The organism is Anatilimnocola aggregata (genome assembly GCF_007747655.1).
GTDB lineage: Bacteria > Planctomycetota > Planctomycetia > Pirellulales > Pirellulaceae > Anatilimnocola > Anatilimnocola aggregata.
Window position 1 is genome coordinate 7,644,012 of record NZ_CP036274.1, and the last position, 16,566, is coordinate 7,660,577.

Genomic DNA, 16,566 nt, shown 5'->3' on the forward strand with positions numbered 1-16,566 from the left:
TACGCGAATCTTCTCTGACTTTCTTTCCTTGAGGTGCGATCGATTCAGGCGGAATTGCGAGTAGAACCGCTCGCATCCTGAGCAGAAATGGTTGAGAATGTGGGACCAGCCGCTGGTTCATGCCCGCCCTCAATCGTGGATCGCTCGCCATGAAATCTCGTTCGCTATCGGTTCCCTCCCTATTGATTGCCTTGGGAGTCGGCCTGTCGCCATGGATGGCACAGATTCAGGCCGAAGATTGGCCGCAGTTTCGCGGCACTAACTCAGCGGGCGTGGCCCCACTGGGAACAAGTCTGCCGGCCGAGATCGGCCCAGAGAAAAATGTTCTTTGGAAAGCTGCGTTGCCCCCCGGACACTCTTCCCCCATTGTGGTGAAGAACAAAATCTTTGTTACCGGCGTGCGCGACAAGAAACAGCTCCTCACGATGGCCCTCGATCGCTCGACGGGGCAGATCATTTGGGAGCAGGAAGCGCCGCACGAGGAATTAGAAAAGATTCACAGCATTGGCAGCTTTGCCCAATCCACTCCTGCAGCCGATGACGAGCGGGTCGTCAGCTTTTTCGGGTCGAGTGGACTTTATTGCTACGACCATGCTGGCAAGCTGTTGTGGAAGAAAGCGATGGGCCCCTTCAACAACGACTTCGGTGCCGGCAGTTCGCCGATCATCGTGGGGGACCGTGTGATTCTGTGCCAAGACCACGATCAAGGCTCGTTCCTAGCCGCGTATGACAAACGGACTGGCGAACAGTTATGGCACGTCGACCGCGGTATCGATTTTTCGCGCAACTGGTGCACACCCGTCGTTTGGAATGTGGATGGTAAGTCGCAAATTGTTCTGGCTGGCACCTTGAAAGTTGTGGGCTATGACCTGGAAACCGGCAAAACAATCTGGACAGTGCGCGGCGTCTCGCGCGTCGTCTGCATGACACCGGTGATCGGCGACGATCAACATTTGTATGTCGCCGGCTGGTCGGCGGGTGGCGATCCCGGCGAACGGATCGCCTTGGATGCCTTCGACAAAGTGGCTCCTGAATACGACCAGGATAAGAACGGCACCTTCGAAGAGGCCGAATTGCCCAAGGGTGCCTTGCGACAACGCTTTACCCAGTGCGACCGCGATAAGGATGGCAAAGTCACGCGGGCCGAGTACGACGAATTCCGCATGCTGTTCGATCAATCGCAAAATGTGGTTTTAGCCATTGCTCCGGGTGGACAAGGTGACATTAGTGAGTCGCATGTCCGCTGGCGTTTCAGTCGCTATGTGCCATTTTGTGCTTCGCCACTTTACTACCAGGGTCGCGTCTTCACCGTGAAAGACGGCGGCATTTTGACTTGCCTGGATGCAAAGACGGGCGAACCCAAGCGAACCGCGCGGGTCTCGGGAACAGGCGATTATTTCTGCTCGCCGGTGGCGGGCGACGGCAAGGTCTATCTGCTGAGCCAGGAAGGTAAGTTGACCGTGGCCTCGGCCGAAGACCAATGGAAGACGCTGGGCACCGGCGACTTCGGCGAAGAAGCGTATGCCACTCCTGCGATCGCGGACAGCAAACTCTACATTCGAACTGCCGGACATTTGTATTGCTTTGGAAACAAGTAACCAACTTCAACAGCGGAACTCACCATGAAATTCAGCCTCATTCTTAGCTTGCTCGTGTTGGTCTCGGCCACGGCCATTCAAGCGGCCGACGATGCCACACCAGCCAAGCAGCGGGTCTATCTCGGTACTTACACCGGAGCAAAGAGCAAAGGGATTTACCTCAGCGAGTTCGATGCCGACAGCGGCAAACTAAGCGAACCCAAGCTCGTTGCCGAAACGGTGAACCCCACGTTTCTTGCCTTACATCCAGACGGCAAGCACCTCTATGCCGTGAATGAAGTGGGCGAATTTCTCGGTAAGAAGGCAGGCGGAATTACGGCTTTCTCGATTGACGAGAAGGGTGGCCTGACCCAACTCAATCAGCAGCACTCGGGCGGCCCTGGACCATGTCACCTGGTTGTGGATCGCCAAGGCAAGTGCGTGTTGGCGGCCAACTATGGGGGCGGCAGCTGTTGTGCGGTCGTGCTGAAGGACGACGGCAGCTTGGGTGAAGTGACGTCGTTCATCCAGCACGAGAACAATCCCGTGCCCGGCCCCAATGGCAAAGTGCGCGTACCACGCGGACATTCGATCAATGTCTCGCCCGATAACAAGCTGGCACTTTGTGCCGACCTGGGTCTAGACAAGGTTGTGATCTATAGCCTCGATGCTGCAACGGGCAAGCTGTCGCCCCATGAACCGGGCTTTGGCAAGACGCCCGACCGCGCTGGTCCACGACATTTTGCGTTTCACCCATCGGGCAAAACAGCTTATGCCATTAACGAAACGGGTTCGTCGATGACGGTCTTTGACTTCGACGCAGCCAAGGGCTCGCTGACCGAAGTGCAAACTCTTTCGACGTTGCCAGAAGGTTTCACCGCGAACAACAGCACGGCCGAAGTAGTCGTTCATCCCAGCGGTAAGTTTGTCTATGGCAGCAATCGCGGTCACAACAGCATCGCCGTCTTCAAAGTCGACGAGGCAACTGGCAAGTTGACAGCTGCAGGTCACCAGGGTGAAGGAATTAAAACGCCGCGGAACTTCAACATCGATCTCACCGGCAAGTGGCTGCTAGTTGGCAATCAGTCGGGCAATGACGTGCTGGTCTTCAAGATCGATCAGCAGACCGGCGCTCTCACACCAACGGCAAATAGGATTGAGCTGGCCGCTCCGGTGTGCATCAAGTTCCTCAAACAATAATGTGCGGGTTTGAACGTCCATGTTGAATCGGGACCAGGTTGCTTTCACCATCGCCGGCACATTTCTGCTGGCGAATATCGTGGTGCCGGTCGTGTGGGGAGACCTGTACCCCTTCACGTCCGGCCCGATGTTTCGCGATGCGCCCACGCAGTATTGCAACTACCGAGTCTATGGTCCTGATGGCAACTTGCTCGCAGCCGAGGCCTTCTATTGTCAACGAATCTACGATGGCAATCCGGTGGGCTATGGCGTGGGCGTTCGGCCGCCGAAGGTCATCGAAGAATTCGGCACCGCGCGCGACGAAGCCTATTGCCGCGATCATATCCTTTCGCATTTATCTGCCGCAGAAAACCGCCGTTATCCGTTTGTCGAAATCGAGCAGGAAGTAATCGGCCCCATTGATGGCGAGCATGTCGGCATCGTGAAGACGGATCGGTGGAAGGTGGAGAATCCACATTACACTGGTCTCCCAGGATCCTAGTATTTTTGTTCGCCGCTGTGGTCATAGAAGCCTGCAAGTACAAGTGACACAATCCTCTACTATTCTCTCAACTCCTTCCTGGCAAGATTCTCTCTGCCGTCGATCGCTGCCGCACTTTGGTCAGCTGATCAATTGGTTGCTGCTGGCAACTTCTTCAGTGCTGCTGATCTGGTCATTTGAGCCGCACCTTGGCGATCGACAAACGCCGACGTCTGTCCTGTCATGGATGCCGCAGGCCTGGCTCCATTCCGCCATCACCATTTGGCTATGCCGCGGCATGCTCGCAATGGGGGGAGTGCTTTGGTTCTTCAATCGCGGGTTGCCGTGGAGTTGCTGGCTGACGACGGCGGGCTTCACCGCCCTGTGGTCGCTGCATGTGGAGACGACGCACAATACGGCCCACATCTTCAACCTGCCGAACATGCTGATGGTGATTCAGTCGTTGTGGGTCACGTTCGAGGCCAAGGAGATTCGAGCCGCGATCAAGGCGGGCAGGTATTACCAAACACCTCTGATGCCGCGCTGGGTGTTTCTCACGGGGGTGGCTTACATCGGACTGTTTCACACCGCAGCGGGCCTGACGAAGCTGGTCTACAGTGGTCCCGGTTGGGCGAACGGAGTCTCGTTGCAATTGTGGACGCATTTGTGGGGGCACAGTTGGGCTCCCTCGACCTGGCTGATTCTATCGAGTCGCACCTTCACACGGATCCTGCAAGCTGCCACGCTGGTCATTGAGACGGCAGGCGTGCTGGCGATCTTTCCGCGCTTGCGCCCTTGGATTGGTCTGGGCATTTTGGGTTTCTATGCGGGAGTGCTGTTAACGTTCGACTACGGGTTTCATTTCAACGCGCTCTTCACCGCACTCTATCTCCTCCCCGTAGAATCCTGGCTGACGAAACGAGCGGAGCAGCGAGTTGCTGCCGCCGCCTCAACTCACAGCCCATGATTCCGCCAGCATGTCCGTCGATCCCACTTCACCCACTGCCGCCGAAGAGGCAACCCTCGCACACGCCGCGCGGCGAGGTGCGCCGATCGTCCTTGCTGGGCATTTGATCTCGCAGCTGATGGGTCTGGGCACGCTGGGCTTGCTCTGTCGCCTGCTAACGCCTGCTGACTATGGCCTACTCAGTGCGGTGTTGCCGGCGGTGATGTTGCCACGCATGGCAGCGATTCTTGGACCTGGCATTGCGGTGCTGCAGCAACCCAAGCTATCGCAGCAGCAACTGAGTTCGCTGTTTTGGCTACAAGCTGCGGCGGGCGCCGTCGCCGCCATTGCGACCACAGTCATCTGCTGGCTTTTGGCGATCTGGTCGCAGCAGCCACCGTTGTTTGCCCTCGGTGTGGCCTTAGCTGGAGGGACCTTGCTGGCCGCACTCGGCAACCAGCATCAGGCGCTACTTGAGCGAAACTTGCGCTTCGGCACCGGCAGTGCCTTGCGGCTTGTCGCGCAGGCGGTCTCGTGCGTGGCGGCAATTGCCTATGCCTGGCATTGGCCCGATGTCTGGGCACTCGTCGTGCTGCACGTGGCCGAATTGGCGGTTCTGTGGCTTGGAAGTTGGCTCCTCGCCGGTTGGTGGCCCGACGCGCCGCAACGAGCATCGTGGCGTGAATCGCACGTCCGCTTTAGTGCTGCCTATTCGGTCAGCTCGCTCCTGCAGTTCCTCTCCCAGAACAGCGAAAAGCTGCTATTGCCGATTTTCGCGGGCGCGGCTGGCAACCATGCTCTTGGGCTCTACTCACAGGCTTTTGGCCTCATGATCAAGCCCGTCTATCTGCTCACCACGCCGCTCGCTGGCGTCATGATTTCGTCGCTGGCCAAGAGCCAACCGGGCAGCGAAAACTTCACTCAACTCATGCTGAGGTTTTTTCGTATCTCGGCACTCGGACTGTTCCCTTCCGCAGTCGGACTAACTTTAGTGTCCAGTGATGTGATCGCAATCGTCGGCGGCGACCAGTGGCAGTCGTCAGCCTTGCTCTTGCGTTGGCTCGCTCCGTCGCTGGCCGCCATCGGCCTGATGAACCTCGGCATTTATGTACTTAGCTCGCGCGGTCAGGGACGACCCCTCGTGATTGCCGCGAGCATCTTGCTGATTCTCACTTTGCAAACAACGGGCATCGGCTATTTTTTTGGACAGCACTTTCTGACGGGCAATGCCGACCCTGCCTTCCGCGGCACGTTCGGAATTGCGGTGGGTTTTACGCTCCTCAACACCTGCATCTGGTGCGGCGCTTTTCTGTGGTTCACGTTCCGCAGCGTCGGTGTTCGGCCACTCCGTGTTGCGCTCGCCCTGTTACCCTCGCTGCGAGCCGCGCTGCTGATGGGGCTCGTTGTGGCTGGGCTGCGCTACTATTTACGTGACCTAGGAGTTACTTCAGCTGCGAGCAGTCTGGCCCTTAGCATGGCGACTGGAATGATCTTCTACTCGCTGGCTGCCTTGCCCGAAATCTTGTCGCTTCTTCGCGACGATGCGAAGAGCAAACCTCAGTAGCCAACCGCAGCCCCATCTTTCCGAGGTTCGGTAGCGCCTTGCAACACACCTTGCTGCCCGTCAATCAGAATCCCCTGATACCCACCATATCCGCCGCGGCTGCGAAACACTTTGTGCCCCTTCGCCCGCAAAGCCGCGACAGCTTCATCGCTCACGCCTGCTTCGAGGTGTACGGTTCCCGAACCGTTGGCGGGCGAGCCCGTTGGGTCGGCACTGCCGGTATGCATCACCCGGGCTGCATCGCCTGCCGCTTGCACGTTCAGTCCGAAGTCGATCATGTTCAGCAAGATCTGCACATGCCCCTGCGCTTGCATGTCGCCACCCATCACGCCGTAGCAAAACCAAGGCTTGCCGTCCTTGGTAACCATCGCCGGAATGATCGTGTGAAACGGCCGCTTGTGCGGCTCGAGGCGGTTGAGATGCATGTCGTCGAGCGCGAACAGGCACCCGCGATTCTGCATCGCGAAGCCCACATTTCCGGGCACTACCTGTGAACCGAAGCCATTGAAGATGCTCTGAATGAACGAGCAGCAGTTGCGGTCCTTATCGACCACCGTTAAGTAGACCGTATCGCACGTTTCGAGGCGCGGGTTACCAGCGGGAACATCAACACTGGCCTTATTCCGATCGAGCAGCTTGGCCCGCTCGCGCGCGTACTCCTTCGAAATCAGTTCCGCAGTCGGCAGTTTCTCGAAATCTGGATCTGCATAAAACTTGGCCCGGTCTGCAAATGCCAACTTTTTTGCCTCCAGAAATAGATGAATCGTCTCGGCCGAATTGTGCCCCAGCTTTTTCAAGTCATAAGGCTCGAGCAGGTTTAGCATCTGCAGCGCCGCAATGCCCTGGCCATTGGGCGGCAGTTCCCAAACATCGTAGCCGCGGTAGTTGGTCGACACGGGCTCGACCCAAGTGCTGGTGTGATCGGCAAAATCCTTGAGCGAAAAGTAGCCGCCGTTTCGCTCGCTGAAGGCAACGATCTCTTTGGCAATCGGCCCACGATAGAACGCTGCCGGGCCTTGCTCGGCAATTTGTCGATAGCTCTTGGCGAGGTTCGGATTGCGGAAGACTTCACCGACAGCTGGGGCCCGCTCGCCATCGATCAAGTAGGTCGCGGTCGAATCGGGCCAATCGCGCAAACTCGGCACGCTCGACTTCCAACCGCCCGCGATCACTTCGGAAACAGGAAAGCCTTCCTCAGCGGTCGCAATCGCCGCCTGCAGATTCTCAGCCAACGTCTGGTTGCCAAACTTGCCGCGCAACTCTTCCCAGCCATGCACGCAGCCCGGTACCGACCAGGACAAGACTCCGTCGCTGGGAATCTCGCTCAGACCTTTATCGGCGAACGTCTTGCGCGAGATGTTATACGGACTTCGCCCACTCGCATTCAGCCCGTACAACTTCTGGGTCTTGTTATCCCAATAGATGACGAACAAATCTCCACCAATGCCGCAACTCATCGGCTCCACAACGCCGAGCATCGCATTGGTCGCAATTGCCGCATCCGCTGCCGTGCCCCCGGCCTTGAGCACATCGAGCCCCGCTTGAGCGGCCAGCGGATGACTCGTTGCCACCATCCCGTGCCTGGCCATCACGACCGAGCGGCTCTGGTTGCGCATCGCCCCGGAACGTTCATATCCCGCCTGCGGCGATTGAGCGTCAGCAGCAGCCGTCATGAACAAGACTCCGCACAGAACGAAGAAGCGATGCATGGCAGGTGCCTCTTTGCCCGACGCCTTGGCGAAGGGAAGTCACAAGCGAGTTGTCTTAGAAAATTCCCAACTGATCGCGAGCATCTTCGGTCATGCGATCGGGGCTCCACGGCGGATCGAGCACGATTTTTACTTCCACTTCACCCACGCCTTCCACCGCCGTCAACACTTGTTTGCTATTGGCAATCATCTGCGGCCCGGCGGGGCACATCGGGCTGGTCATTGTCATGTCGATCGAAATATTCGTCTTCGCTTCCGGAGTTTCCGCCAGCGTGACGTTGTAGATCAAACCCAGGTCGATGATGTTCACGAAAAGTTCGGGATCAATCACCTTCTTCAATTCTTCGCGGACTACTTCTTCGCTAACTGCCATCGCACCACCTCTAAAAAATGAAAGCTCTCATTCGCATTATGGCCCACATTGGCGGTTCAGAACAGGAGCATTGGTCGCACATCCTTTACACGCCCTTCATCACTGCTTCTCATTCGACAGCGCCAATAATCGGCGATCGTTTCCCCCACCCCCAAACCTGCCACAGGGTGTGCCAGAATCATGTTCGGCCGACTTTACTCGCATCCACACGCCCTAACGGTGTGCCTTTCCACATTCCTCCTCGTCAGTTCGGCAGCCTGCACCCAGGAGGACTTGGATGCCGCCAAGGAACAATTGAAGAACGTGCAGCAAACGGTGGCCAAAGTGACTCCCCTGGCGGAAACGGGCGTAAACTTAGGACCGCAACCAGCGATCAAGACCGAAGATTGCTTCGCAAAATTCATCCCTGGCGATAGCCAGCGCTCGAGCGTCTTGCAACTCACCAGCTATAAAAGCCCCACCGCGGAAGACTATCCCGCGGTATTTTTTCGAGCCACGCTGACAGCGACCAACAGAGCTCAGTTGGCCGATCAATCGATCGCCGGTGAACTGTACGTGCAAACGGTGAAGGGCGGGCCGCTGTGGTCGACGGCGTGGGAGAAACCACCCCAATTCAAGGTCTCGGCCGTTGGTGAGTGGTCGATTACCATCGACGTCCAAAACATCGAGATGTCGCAGGTCGATCAGGATGCCAAGGCGACATTCTCGGGCCAACTGGTGGGAGCCTGGAAATGAAGCTTGTGGCCCTTTCGGTGTTAATCTGGCTGGCGTTCGGTTGTGCCGGGGGAACTGCCTCGGCACACACATCAACCGCCAACCCTGAGGAACTGCTCGAGACATTGCCGGTGGGCGAGGGGCCCGCCTTGCGCGCCCAGGCTCAAGCCAGACTGACGCGCGCTGGCACATTGCTCGCAGCTGCCGAGAACAAAATTGCCAGCGGGAGCATGACCAGAGCCACGATTGTCGACGTGGCCAATGCCGCCAGCGAATTCTCTCTCCTCGGGCATGCGGCCGAGCGATTGACGGTCATCGGCGAAGCCGCCGGCAGCGATTTGCAGCAGCGCCTCATTGCGATGGCAACGCGCATCAAGGCCGCTGCCCGGCAGGCTCAACAAAATCCCGACTTTCGCGCAGAGATCTTGCAGCAAGAGCTTGATGCTATCGTGCGTGCGCAGGAAGTGCGCTTTCCTTTTTACCGCAAGCAGATCGAAGCGGGCAATCGGGTTGCCATCGAAAGCACCTTGATTCAGCTTTTATCGGAAGTACACCGCCGGGCAGTTTTTCTCGAAACCGAAACCGGCCGCTTCTATCAGCCCTTTCGCAAATTGCTCAACGAGTTTCAGCCTGCGTTGCACGCGGCCCGCTGGCAGGAACATAGCGCGGCAGTCCAATCGTTCGCTGCCCCACCTCGCCTTGATAAAGTTGCCGAAGCACTAAATAAATGCGCCCAGGATTTACAGACGGGACCGTGCCTTTGGAATGGAAAAGAATGCACAGCCCTCGAATTGATTGACTGCCTGGCGGAGGACTTGCGCCGACTGCAGTTGGCTGCTCTCCGCACTCGCGGCTGGCAATTGGCGGCCATTCCGCCGGACCTTGCTGCGGAGCCTCAAACCCCGGCGATTGAAGGCAACCACGCCGAACTGATGGCGCAAGTCGAGCCCCTCGTTCTCAACATCGTCAAGCTAAGTGCCTCCCGAGCTACTCCCGAGGCTGCAGAGGCAGAGTATCGTGCCTGGCTGACCACACTCAGCAAGCTGGGCATTGGACAATGGGACGAAAAGACGATCGACAGTTTTCAAGCTGCCCTGGAACCGCTGGTGAACCGTTCGCGTGAGATGCAAAAGCAGGTTGCTCACTACCGAGAGGCAACTGATGATTACCTCCGCTGGCGACAACGACTCACGCTCTCCCAGGCTGCGAAGTTACACAAGACTTGCCCCCCGTTAATTAACGCGATTACTCCAGTGGCACGTGCCCACGATGGAAAGCTTTACCTTATCGGCGAGCGTTCTTCGCTCGAAGTTGCCAGCGTCCTCTCTTCAATCGCCGATGTTTGCCGCGAGTTCAACGCCAAACTAGTCGACCAACCAGTGTCCGCACCTCGCGTTTTCGCACCCCCAGGGAGTAACTGGGGAGCAAGTCGCTACGAAGGACGAGTTCATGCTTCAGTGCCACTCCCTCTGGCACCTGAATTAGCTCAGCAGACCTCTCGGTTGCGCGAGCGGCTACTCTGTCCACCCGGGGCACAGCCTCTTTCGCTGCGCGGTTCGCTCTGCCTGTTGGCGGCGGAGACGGGTTACTATCAACACGTTGGCGGCAAGATACGCGAAATCCGCGTGTTACCGCTCAGCTTGGGCTATGTCCATTTTTGGGACCACCAGGCAGGTCTCGCGCCCTGCAGTCGCCTGCCCAAGGAACCCGTTCATCTCAAACTGCACAACCACGTCATGCTCGATGTCCGACTGGAACCGACCTGGATTCAGCACGAAGCGTTTCTCATTTCACTGACTGCAACTGCGCCTTCGCCGTAAACCGCGCCGCAATCTTTTGCACTCCGTCATAGACTGCCCAACTGCTGAAAAAGCCAAAGAACAGCACCGTCCAGCCCAAGATCGCCAATCGCCACCGAGGAATGCGAATATCGGCGGGCAAGCAGCGCGAGTTCATAAACACCAGCAGCATGGCATACAAGAACATCACGCCGCCATTCATCGCCGCGGTAAGTTGAAACAACGCCAGCGCACCGATCTTTAGTCCCACGTACTCCAGCAGCAGGATTCCGGTTGCGAGCAGTATTTCGCCCCACAAGAACCAGAAGTAGAGCCGCCCTTCGCTCCAGCGCTTGCTCTCACGCAGCCAGGCGATCTTCACCAGGTCGGTCGAAATTCGACTGCTGGCATCGAGGACTCCGAACTCCGTGGTGAATAGAATCGCCACCCCCATGACAAGAAACACAAATTTGGCAGCTGGCCCCACGATCTCACCCAGTCGCAAGGCCTCGGCCCACACAAAGCCGAGTCCCTCTTTGTAGAGCTTGGGGTCGACCTGCAACTCACCCGCTGCGTCGTAAAACACGATATAGCTGATGAGCGTCAGCAGTGTGAGGCAAATAATGCACGTCAGCAGGAATGAGACGAAATGTTCCCAGCAGGCAGATCGCCACCATTGCCGCCAGCGCGTCATGTTCTCGGGCGTGTGCGGAAAATGAAACCCTGTTTCGCTGCTTGCTTCTTCGTTGCCAGTGAACGGGTTGGTCAGACGGCCGATGTGCGCCCCCATGCCGTAACCCTTGTCCTTGATGTAATTCGCTTGCGCGAGGTTCATCGTTCCACCCGCACCGGCAAATGCGAGCGCGCCCAGCAAGGCCATTGGCGTTAGTGACTCATCGAACGTGGGCAACATTTGCGGCCAGCCCAGGGTGGCAACCGAAGTAACTTGTGTCACCACTGCATCGGGCCGCAAACAAATGAGCCAACCGGCCAGGCCAATGACGATCACCAGAATCAGGGCGACCAGTGCGAGCTGGATCTTCTCGACTGTTTCATAAATGACTGGGCCAGATGTCAAAATAATGCCGCAGCCCAGGATTGTGACAATCGCGATCGCGTTGTCATAAGGACCAGGAATGATCGCGCCGCTCGAATCGAACGTCGGCCCGAACACCAACCAGCCCAGCAATTGCGCACAGCCTTGGGCCCACGCGGGTATCATCCAGGGAATGATGTTGAGCATCAGGAACACGGGCGCAACGAATCGATGCATTCGCTGCATGCCAATTAGCGTTGTCTCGCCGGTGGCAAGCGTCCAGCGCATGATCTCCAGGTTCAAAAAGTATTGCGTCACCACTGCGAGCAGGCAGGCCCAGAAAAATACGAACCGGCTCTTGAACGTGATGAACGGCCACAGCACGAACTCGCCGCTGCCCAGCGCCAGTCCCGCCAGAATCACGCTGGGCCCAATCATTCTGAGAATCGGCAGCGCTGCAGGAAGGTCTCGCCACCGCAGCGGCGGCAACACCCCAGCTGGAATCACACTATCGGGCACGGGCTGATCGACATTGCTCATCGTGACAACGCATTGCTGGAGAGGAATGGAACAAGCGTGCCGGCATTGTAGGGGAAGCGGAGCGGGGGCGGTGCCACGAACGGAATGAGGGGAGCAATCAGAGAAGGCTAAGCGCCAAAACGGTCGCCGGGCTTTACCGGATAGCCACGCAGAAACTCGCTGATTTGCAGCACTCGTTTACCCGCAGGTTGCAGGGCATCGATCGCGAGACGCCCCTCGCCGGTAGCGATCACCAGTTGTTGGCCGTCGCTGCTGACGACAGTCCCCGCTTCAGCACCAGCTGGTTCAGTCAGGATAGTTACCCGGTCGATAATTACGCGCAGCGGTTCGCCCGCCGCTCGGAGCCAATGAGTATAGGTGGTTGGCCACGGCTTGAGCGCCCGCACTTGCCGCTGAATGAACGCCGCGGACTTCGTCCAATCGATTTGACCATCGGTTTTGGCAAGTCGAGGTGCCTTGGTGATCAACTCGGCTGGTTGACGACTGCCGATTGGTGAGAAGCGATCCCACTTCGCCAATTGGTCGATGGAGTTGAGTACCGCCCCGACACCCATCTCGCTCAGTCGTTTCTCGAGTTCCGGTGCGGTCTCTTCGCTGCCGATGGGAGTGCGGCAGACGACCAGGCAAGGTCCGCCATCGAGCCGGGGCGTCATGTGAATGACCGTGATTCCCGTCTCTTCTTCACCGGCCAGAATCGCCCAATTAATCGGCGCAGCGCCGCGAAATTTTGGCAATAGCGAGGCGTGCAAATTAATGCCCCCCAGCGGGGCTAAGCCAAGGGCCGAGCGCGAGAGGATTTGCCCGTAATCGCAAACCACAAACAAGTCGGCATTCCACTCGCTCAGCTGAGCTTTCGCCTCATCCGTATTGATGCTGTCCGGTGCATAGATCGTCAGCCCGCGCTCTTCGGCCAGATCGCGCATGGGGTTCAAGCTGGCCTTCTCACGCCCTTTGGCCTGCGGCGTGGGGCGAGTGACAAGTGCCAGGACTTCGTGCGGCGAATCGAGCAGCGCGCGGAACGTGGGGACGGCAAACGGGCCGGTTCCCATCATGAGCAAACGCATGGAGGTCTTCTTTCCGCTCAGCAGTATTTCTGTTCCCACTCAGCTCGTTCCGCCGCGAGCACTTCGTCGCTGCGAATGTTGCCGGTCGACCGCTGACTGTTGAAGAGCATTTCGAATTCCAGCAGCTCTTCCAGGGCATCGGCTTTTGCGCCGGCACTCATGCGGTCGGTGAATAGTACCCCGTCGAGATGGTCGACTTCGTGCTGCACGCAGCGAGCCAATAGATCGGTCGCGGCAATGTCGATTTCTTTGCCATCGAGCCCATACGCAGTGATTCGCACGGTCTTCGGTCGAACAACCGGACCGTACAAGCCCGGCAAACTCAGGCAGCCCTCTTCGGCCTCGGCCGATCCCTTGGGCGCACTGATCACCGGGTTGATGAAAACCAATTCGCGCCCCTTCTCGGGATCGGATTCAAGGTTCATCACGAACAGTCGAAGCGGCAGATTCACCTGGTTCGCGGCCAGTCCAATTCCCTTGGCCTCGTACATGAGGGCGAACATCTCGCGAATCATCTGCTTGAGTTCAGCATCGACGCGGCGAATCGGCTTCGAGACGTGCCGGAGGGTGGGATGGGGGTACGCGATGATCTGCACGACTGGGTCCTGGCAGTGCTGGCGAGCAAGTAAACCATGATTATAGGAAATTGGGGCGGAATACGGGAGGAGGAGAGGCGGAAGTTTGGAGTTTGAACTCGTCAACTTGAAGCCTTCCTCGCTCCACTAACTTCCGCAGCTTCACCCTCCCGCAGGGTCGCTCCCAAGTTCCTGACTGAACCAGCCGATATCAATGACTGGTACGGTAATGTGCAACCAGGGAAGGCTGCCATGGATAACGCTCAATTTCTCGAAACGGCCCAGCAATTCGCGAACACGTTTTTGACCTGGATCGGCTTCGGTACCATCGTCGGGCTGCTGGCCAAGGCGATCATGCCGGGTAAAGATCCGGGCGGTGCTGTCGCCACGCTGGCAATGGGAATTGGCGGCACGGTTATCGGCTGCGGCATTCTCGCCTTCGTACAAGGGACGCGTGTCACGCCGATCAGCCCGATCGGATTCTGTGTGGCCACCGGTGGTGCCTTTATCATCCTGTTCTTCTACAAACTGCTAGGGGGCTATTGGTTTGTCGAAGGCGAAGGGCCGATCAAGCGACGCCCGGCGCGCATTGCTCCTCGCCGCCGCGCGGCAGTCGTCTATGAAGACGATTAATGCCACTTAGAGCGGCTTGACGCGAATGAGATTCCACTTCAGGCCGGTATCGCCCGCAGCTTTGACATAGATGCTTTGCGACCAATCTTGCCAGCGATACTGTACACCGTCGGTGTTGGGACGCAGTCGCAATTTGGGCGAGCGGTAATCGAAGCCATATCGCAGACGCATCCACTCGGGAAAACTCGTCACGGTCGAGGCGAGCGGCGGTTCGCGATACTGAAACTGAAAACTGAGCCGCTCAATATCCCACCAGGTATCGCTCAGATCCCAGTTATCTCGACCGCGCCCCAAGAACTTATTCGTCAGCAGGCGACCGGTGAAATCCAGCGTTTGATCTTCGCCTGCATACGTCAATTCAAAGTCATCCCAGACAATTGCCAGCCCACGAATCGTGGCGCTGCTAGTCCCTAAGAGATGCAGATCATCACCGGCCAGAATCGTCGGCAATTGATAGTTCGTGCTGTTCCCTTCGAGCCCTGGCAAGTTACGGCCGACAAGATTCACGTTCGAACCCGAAATGCGCACTTCTGCCGATGAATCGCCAGCTAAGAGCGTACCCGTTAGCGACACGTTACTGCCCAAGGTGAGTTGCCCTTCGGAGCGAAACACACCCAGCGGATTCGTCACCGGATCGGCAGAGAGCGTGAGATTGCTCGGGCTGCTGCCGTATGTCGCATTGAGCGAAGTGATCGTGTAATTCTTCCCGCCCGGATAAAGCTGATACGACGAAACCGTGCCCGGACGAGTTAAGGGCGCGGCAGTGCTCGCCGATGAGTTGGTCACACCAAGTCCCAAGCTGCTCGTCACACTGTTCACGACATCGGCAAGTTGAGAAGTAGTACCCAGCGTAACATTGCCGCCAAGCGGTCGATTATCCGCACCCGTTGTGAGCCGCAATTGATTCAGGTCGGATAAGTACCGATCGCGGGTGGCAAGCGTTGCCGGATAGTTCGTGCACAATCGGAGACGGCCGAGAAACGTCGTCGTTCCCTCGATTCGCATAGGAAAATTGAGGTGGGCGTCGCTCGTACTCCATTGATAGACGGTGGGACTCAGATACGAGTTCCAACTCGACGGATTGCTGTTGCGTAAAGCCCGCCGCACCAATTGCACCACGGCTTGCAGCCGATAAGTCGTTTGCAACGTGGGCTGCTGCGGGTCGGTGGCAGTGCCGGTCGACGTAATGGTGACGCGAAACGGATACTCAGCGTATTGCGAGTCGGTGGAAGTTAGCTCCGGATCGCCGGTCGCGTATTCCACCAGGTAGCTAGTGTTGGCATCGACGTTCGCCGACAACTGACTGGTCACGCCGGGCCAGGCATCTTCGTGCATCTTGCGCAGCGCGGTTGCGAGCCCCGCCTCGGCGGCCAACCTGGCATCCAATTGCCGTGTTCCATTGCGAGCAATCAGGCTGGCAGTCGCCTGGGTACGCAGCAAGGCATACGACAGTGCTAAGGTGACCGTGAGCAATCCCAGCACCACGATCACGGCAATTCCCGCGCGACGGCCCACGACTCGCTTAGCTTTTTGGTTTCGGCACATGTTAGCGGCTCACCTGAAAGCTATAGGAGCCACTGCCGAAGAATGGCAACACATGCCCACTCGTCGTGACGCCATCGCTGGCATCAACTTGCAATTCAATTTGACAGGCGATCGCGCGCGTGCCGGTCGTACTGCCGTAGCGGTCGAGGGGCCACTCGAGATCGTCCCACGCGGTCGTTCCCGCGCGATAGGCCGTCCACTGCGCATCGGGAGGTCCAGCCAAGATGAGAAAGCGAAGCGCCCCGCGCGTGCTTTGGCCGACAGCTGGCAGGGCCGTATGCAGTCGCGTGGTGATGACCGTGCGAGTTGCTGTGTTGCTCGTTTTCAACTGTGTGACCAGCGTGTTCCAAGCAGTAGTTGAAGTGGCAGCTGGTGCCGTCGCCGTATTCGTAGTGTCGCGAATCTCAAGCAGTTCATTCGGAGCGGATGGATTGTAGGTGTACAGCAACAGTTCATTCACTCGGGGCAAACCAGTCGGAGCCATGGCGGTGGCGAGAGGCTTCCAGACAACGAGCGTATCGGGAAAGGCCGAGCCGCTGACGGTTGTGGCAAACACACGACAACCCGGGAACTGCTCGTTGGCAGTACAGGTCGATAGATTGCGCTCGATGCGCGACAGCGTTACGCGCGCATGCTGGGCCGCCTGCGTTTGCCCGCTGCAGTAGGAATTCGACGAGCGAACGGCCGTCGCCACGCTGCCGAGCGAACCTGCGATAAGAATTAGAATCGTCATCGAAGCCAATAACTCTGGCAACGATAGACCGCGGCGTGGCGATCCCTTCCGTGGGATAGGCATCCTGCCTGTCATGTTCCTTCCCAAGAGTCCACAGGCTGGAGGCCGATGCCACGAAG

Annotated in this window: 15 protein-coding genes; 8 read left to right on the forward strand and 7 right to left on the reverse strand. The window is 57.9% G+C overall.

Annotation, left to right across the window (positions count from 1 at the left end; all coding sequences use genetic code 11):
• Positions 1-149 precede the first annotated feature (149 nt).
• The 5 genes from ETAA8_RS29070 to ETAA8_RS29090 are packed head-to-tail and all read left to right on the forward strand — an operon-like array spanning position 150 to position 5,747.
• Positions 150-1,598, forward strand: a complete 1,449-nt coding sequence (locus ETAA8_RS29070) for an outer membrane protein assembly factor BamB family protein (RefSeq protein WP_145097214.1) — start codon at positions 150-152, stop codon at positions 1,596-1,598.
• A 24-nt stretch (positions 1,599-1,622) separates the two neighbouring features.
• Entirely contained in the window at positions 1,623-2,777 is a 1,155-nt protein-coding gene (locus tag ETAA8_RS29075; protein WP_145097217.1) for a lactonase family protein, read from the forward strand.
• A gap of 19 nt (positions 2,778-2,796) precedes the next feature.
• Positions 2,797-3,258 carry a hypothetical protein gene (locus ETAA8_RS29080; protein WP_145097219.1) on the forward strand — a complete coding sequence of 154 codons (462 nt, stop codon included), beginning with the start codon at positions 2,797-2,799 and terminating at the stop codon, positions 3,256-3,258.
• Between the two features lie 43 nt (positions 3,259-3,301).
• Positions 3,302-4,204 carry a hypothetical protein gene (locus ETAA8_RS29085; RefSeq protein ID WP_145097222.1) on the forward strand — a complete coding sequence of 301 codons (903 nt, stop codon included), beginning with the start codon at positions 3,302-3,304 and terminating at the stop codon, positions 4,202-4,204.
• 10 nt (positions 4,205-4,214) lie between these two features.
• Positions 4,215-5,747, forward strand: a complete 1,533-nt coding sequence (locus ETAA8_RS29090) for an oligosaccharide flippase family protein (protein ID WP_145097225.1) — start codon at positions 4,215-4,217, stop codon at positions 5,745-5,747.
• On the opposite strand, the gene ggt is transcribed toward ETAA8_RS29090, so the two are convergent.
• The gene (gene ggt / locus ETAA8_RS29095) at positions 5,741-7,456 is read right to left on the reverse strand and encodes a gamma-glutamyltransferase (protein ID WP_145097228.1); all 1,716 of its coding nucleotides are present in this window, start codon (positions 7,454-7,456) and stop codon (positions 5,741-5,743) included. The two genes, ETAA8_RS29090 and ggt, sit on opposite strands and share 7 nt — an antisense overlap.
• Before the next feature lie 55 nt (positions 7,457-7,511).
• A complete protein-coding gene (locus ETAA8_RS29100; RefSeq protein ID WP_145097231.1) occupies positions 7,512-7,829 on the reverse strand; it encodes a metal-sulfur cluster assembly factor in 318 nt (105 codons plus the stop codon).
• A gap of 180 nt (positions 7,830-8,009) precedes the next feature.
• Between ETAA8_RS29100 and ETAA8_RS29105 the strand changes: the two genes are divergently transcribed.
• Complete coding sequence (locus tag ETAA8_RS29105) at positions 8,010-8,564, forward strand: hypothetical protein (RefSeq protein WP_145097234.1); 555 nt, start codon at positions 8,010-8,012, stop codon at positions 8,562-8,564.
• Positions 8,561-10,363: a hypothetical protein gene (locus tag ETAA8_RS29110; protein ID WP_145097237.1), complete on the forward strand. Its 1,803-nt coding sequence runs from the start codon at positions 8,561-8,563 to the stop codon at positions 10,361-10,363. The genes ETAA8_RS29105 and ETAA8_RS29110 overlap by 4 nt, the downstream gene beginning before the upstream one ends.
• Here ETAA8_RS29110 and ETAA8_RS29115 read toward each other — a convergent pair.
• The 3 genes from ETAA8_RS29115 to def all read right to left on the reverse strand — a co-directional run bounded on the left by ETAA8_RS29115 (position 10,329) and on the right by def (position 13,557).
• Entirely contained in the window at positions 10,329-11,897 is a 1,569-nt protein-coding gene (locus tag ETAA8_RS29115) for an Nramp family divalent metal transporter (RefSeq protein WP_145097240.1), read from the reverse strand. The two genes, ETAA8_RS29110 and ETAA8_RS29115, sit on opposite strands and share 35 nt — an antisense overlap.
• A 107-nt stretch (positions 11,898-12,004) precedes the next feature.
• Entirely contained in the window at positions 12,005-12,961 is a 957-nt protein-coding gene (fmt, locus tag ETAA8_RS29120; protein WP_145097243.1) for a methionyl-tRNA formyltransferase, read from the reverse strand.
• 17 nt (positions 12,962-12,978) lie between these two features.
• Positions 12,979-13,557: a peptide deformylase gene (def, locus tag ETAA8_RS29125; RefSeq protein ID WP_238397600.1), complete on the reverse strand. Its 579-nt coding sequence runs from the start codon at positions 13,555-13,557 to the stop codon at positions 12,979-12,981.
• A gap of 231 nt (positions 13,558-13,788) precedes the next feature.
• Between def and ETAA8_RS29130 the strand changes: the two genes are divergently transcribed.
• The gene (locus ETAA8_RS29130) at positions 13,789-14,169 is read left to right on the forward strand and encodes a GlsB/YeaQ/YmgE family stress response membrane protein (RefSeq protein WP_145097246.1); all 381 of its coding nucleotides are present in this window, start codon (positions 13,789-13,791) and stop codon (positions 14,167-14,169) included.
• Positions 14,170-14,175: 6 nt separating this feature from the next.
• Here ETAA8_RS29130 and ETAA8_RS29135 read toward each other — a convergent pair whose 3' ends face one another.
• Positions 14,176-15,714 carry a pilus assembly PilX N-terminal domain-containing protein gene (locus ETAA8_RS29135; protein WP_145097249.1) on the reverse strand — a complete coding sequence of 513 codons (1,539 nt, stop codon included), beginning with the start codon at positions 15,712-15,714 and terminating at the stop codon, positions 14,176-14,178.
• A gap of 1 nt (position 15,715) precedes the next feature.
• Positions 15,716-16,510, reverse strand: coding sequence for a type IV pilus modification PilV family protein (locus ETAA8_RS29140; RefSeq protein WP_238397601.1), 795 nt, complete (start codon positions 16,508-16,510; stop codon positions 15,716-15,718).
• Positions 16,511-16,566: the final 56 nt, after the last annotated feature.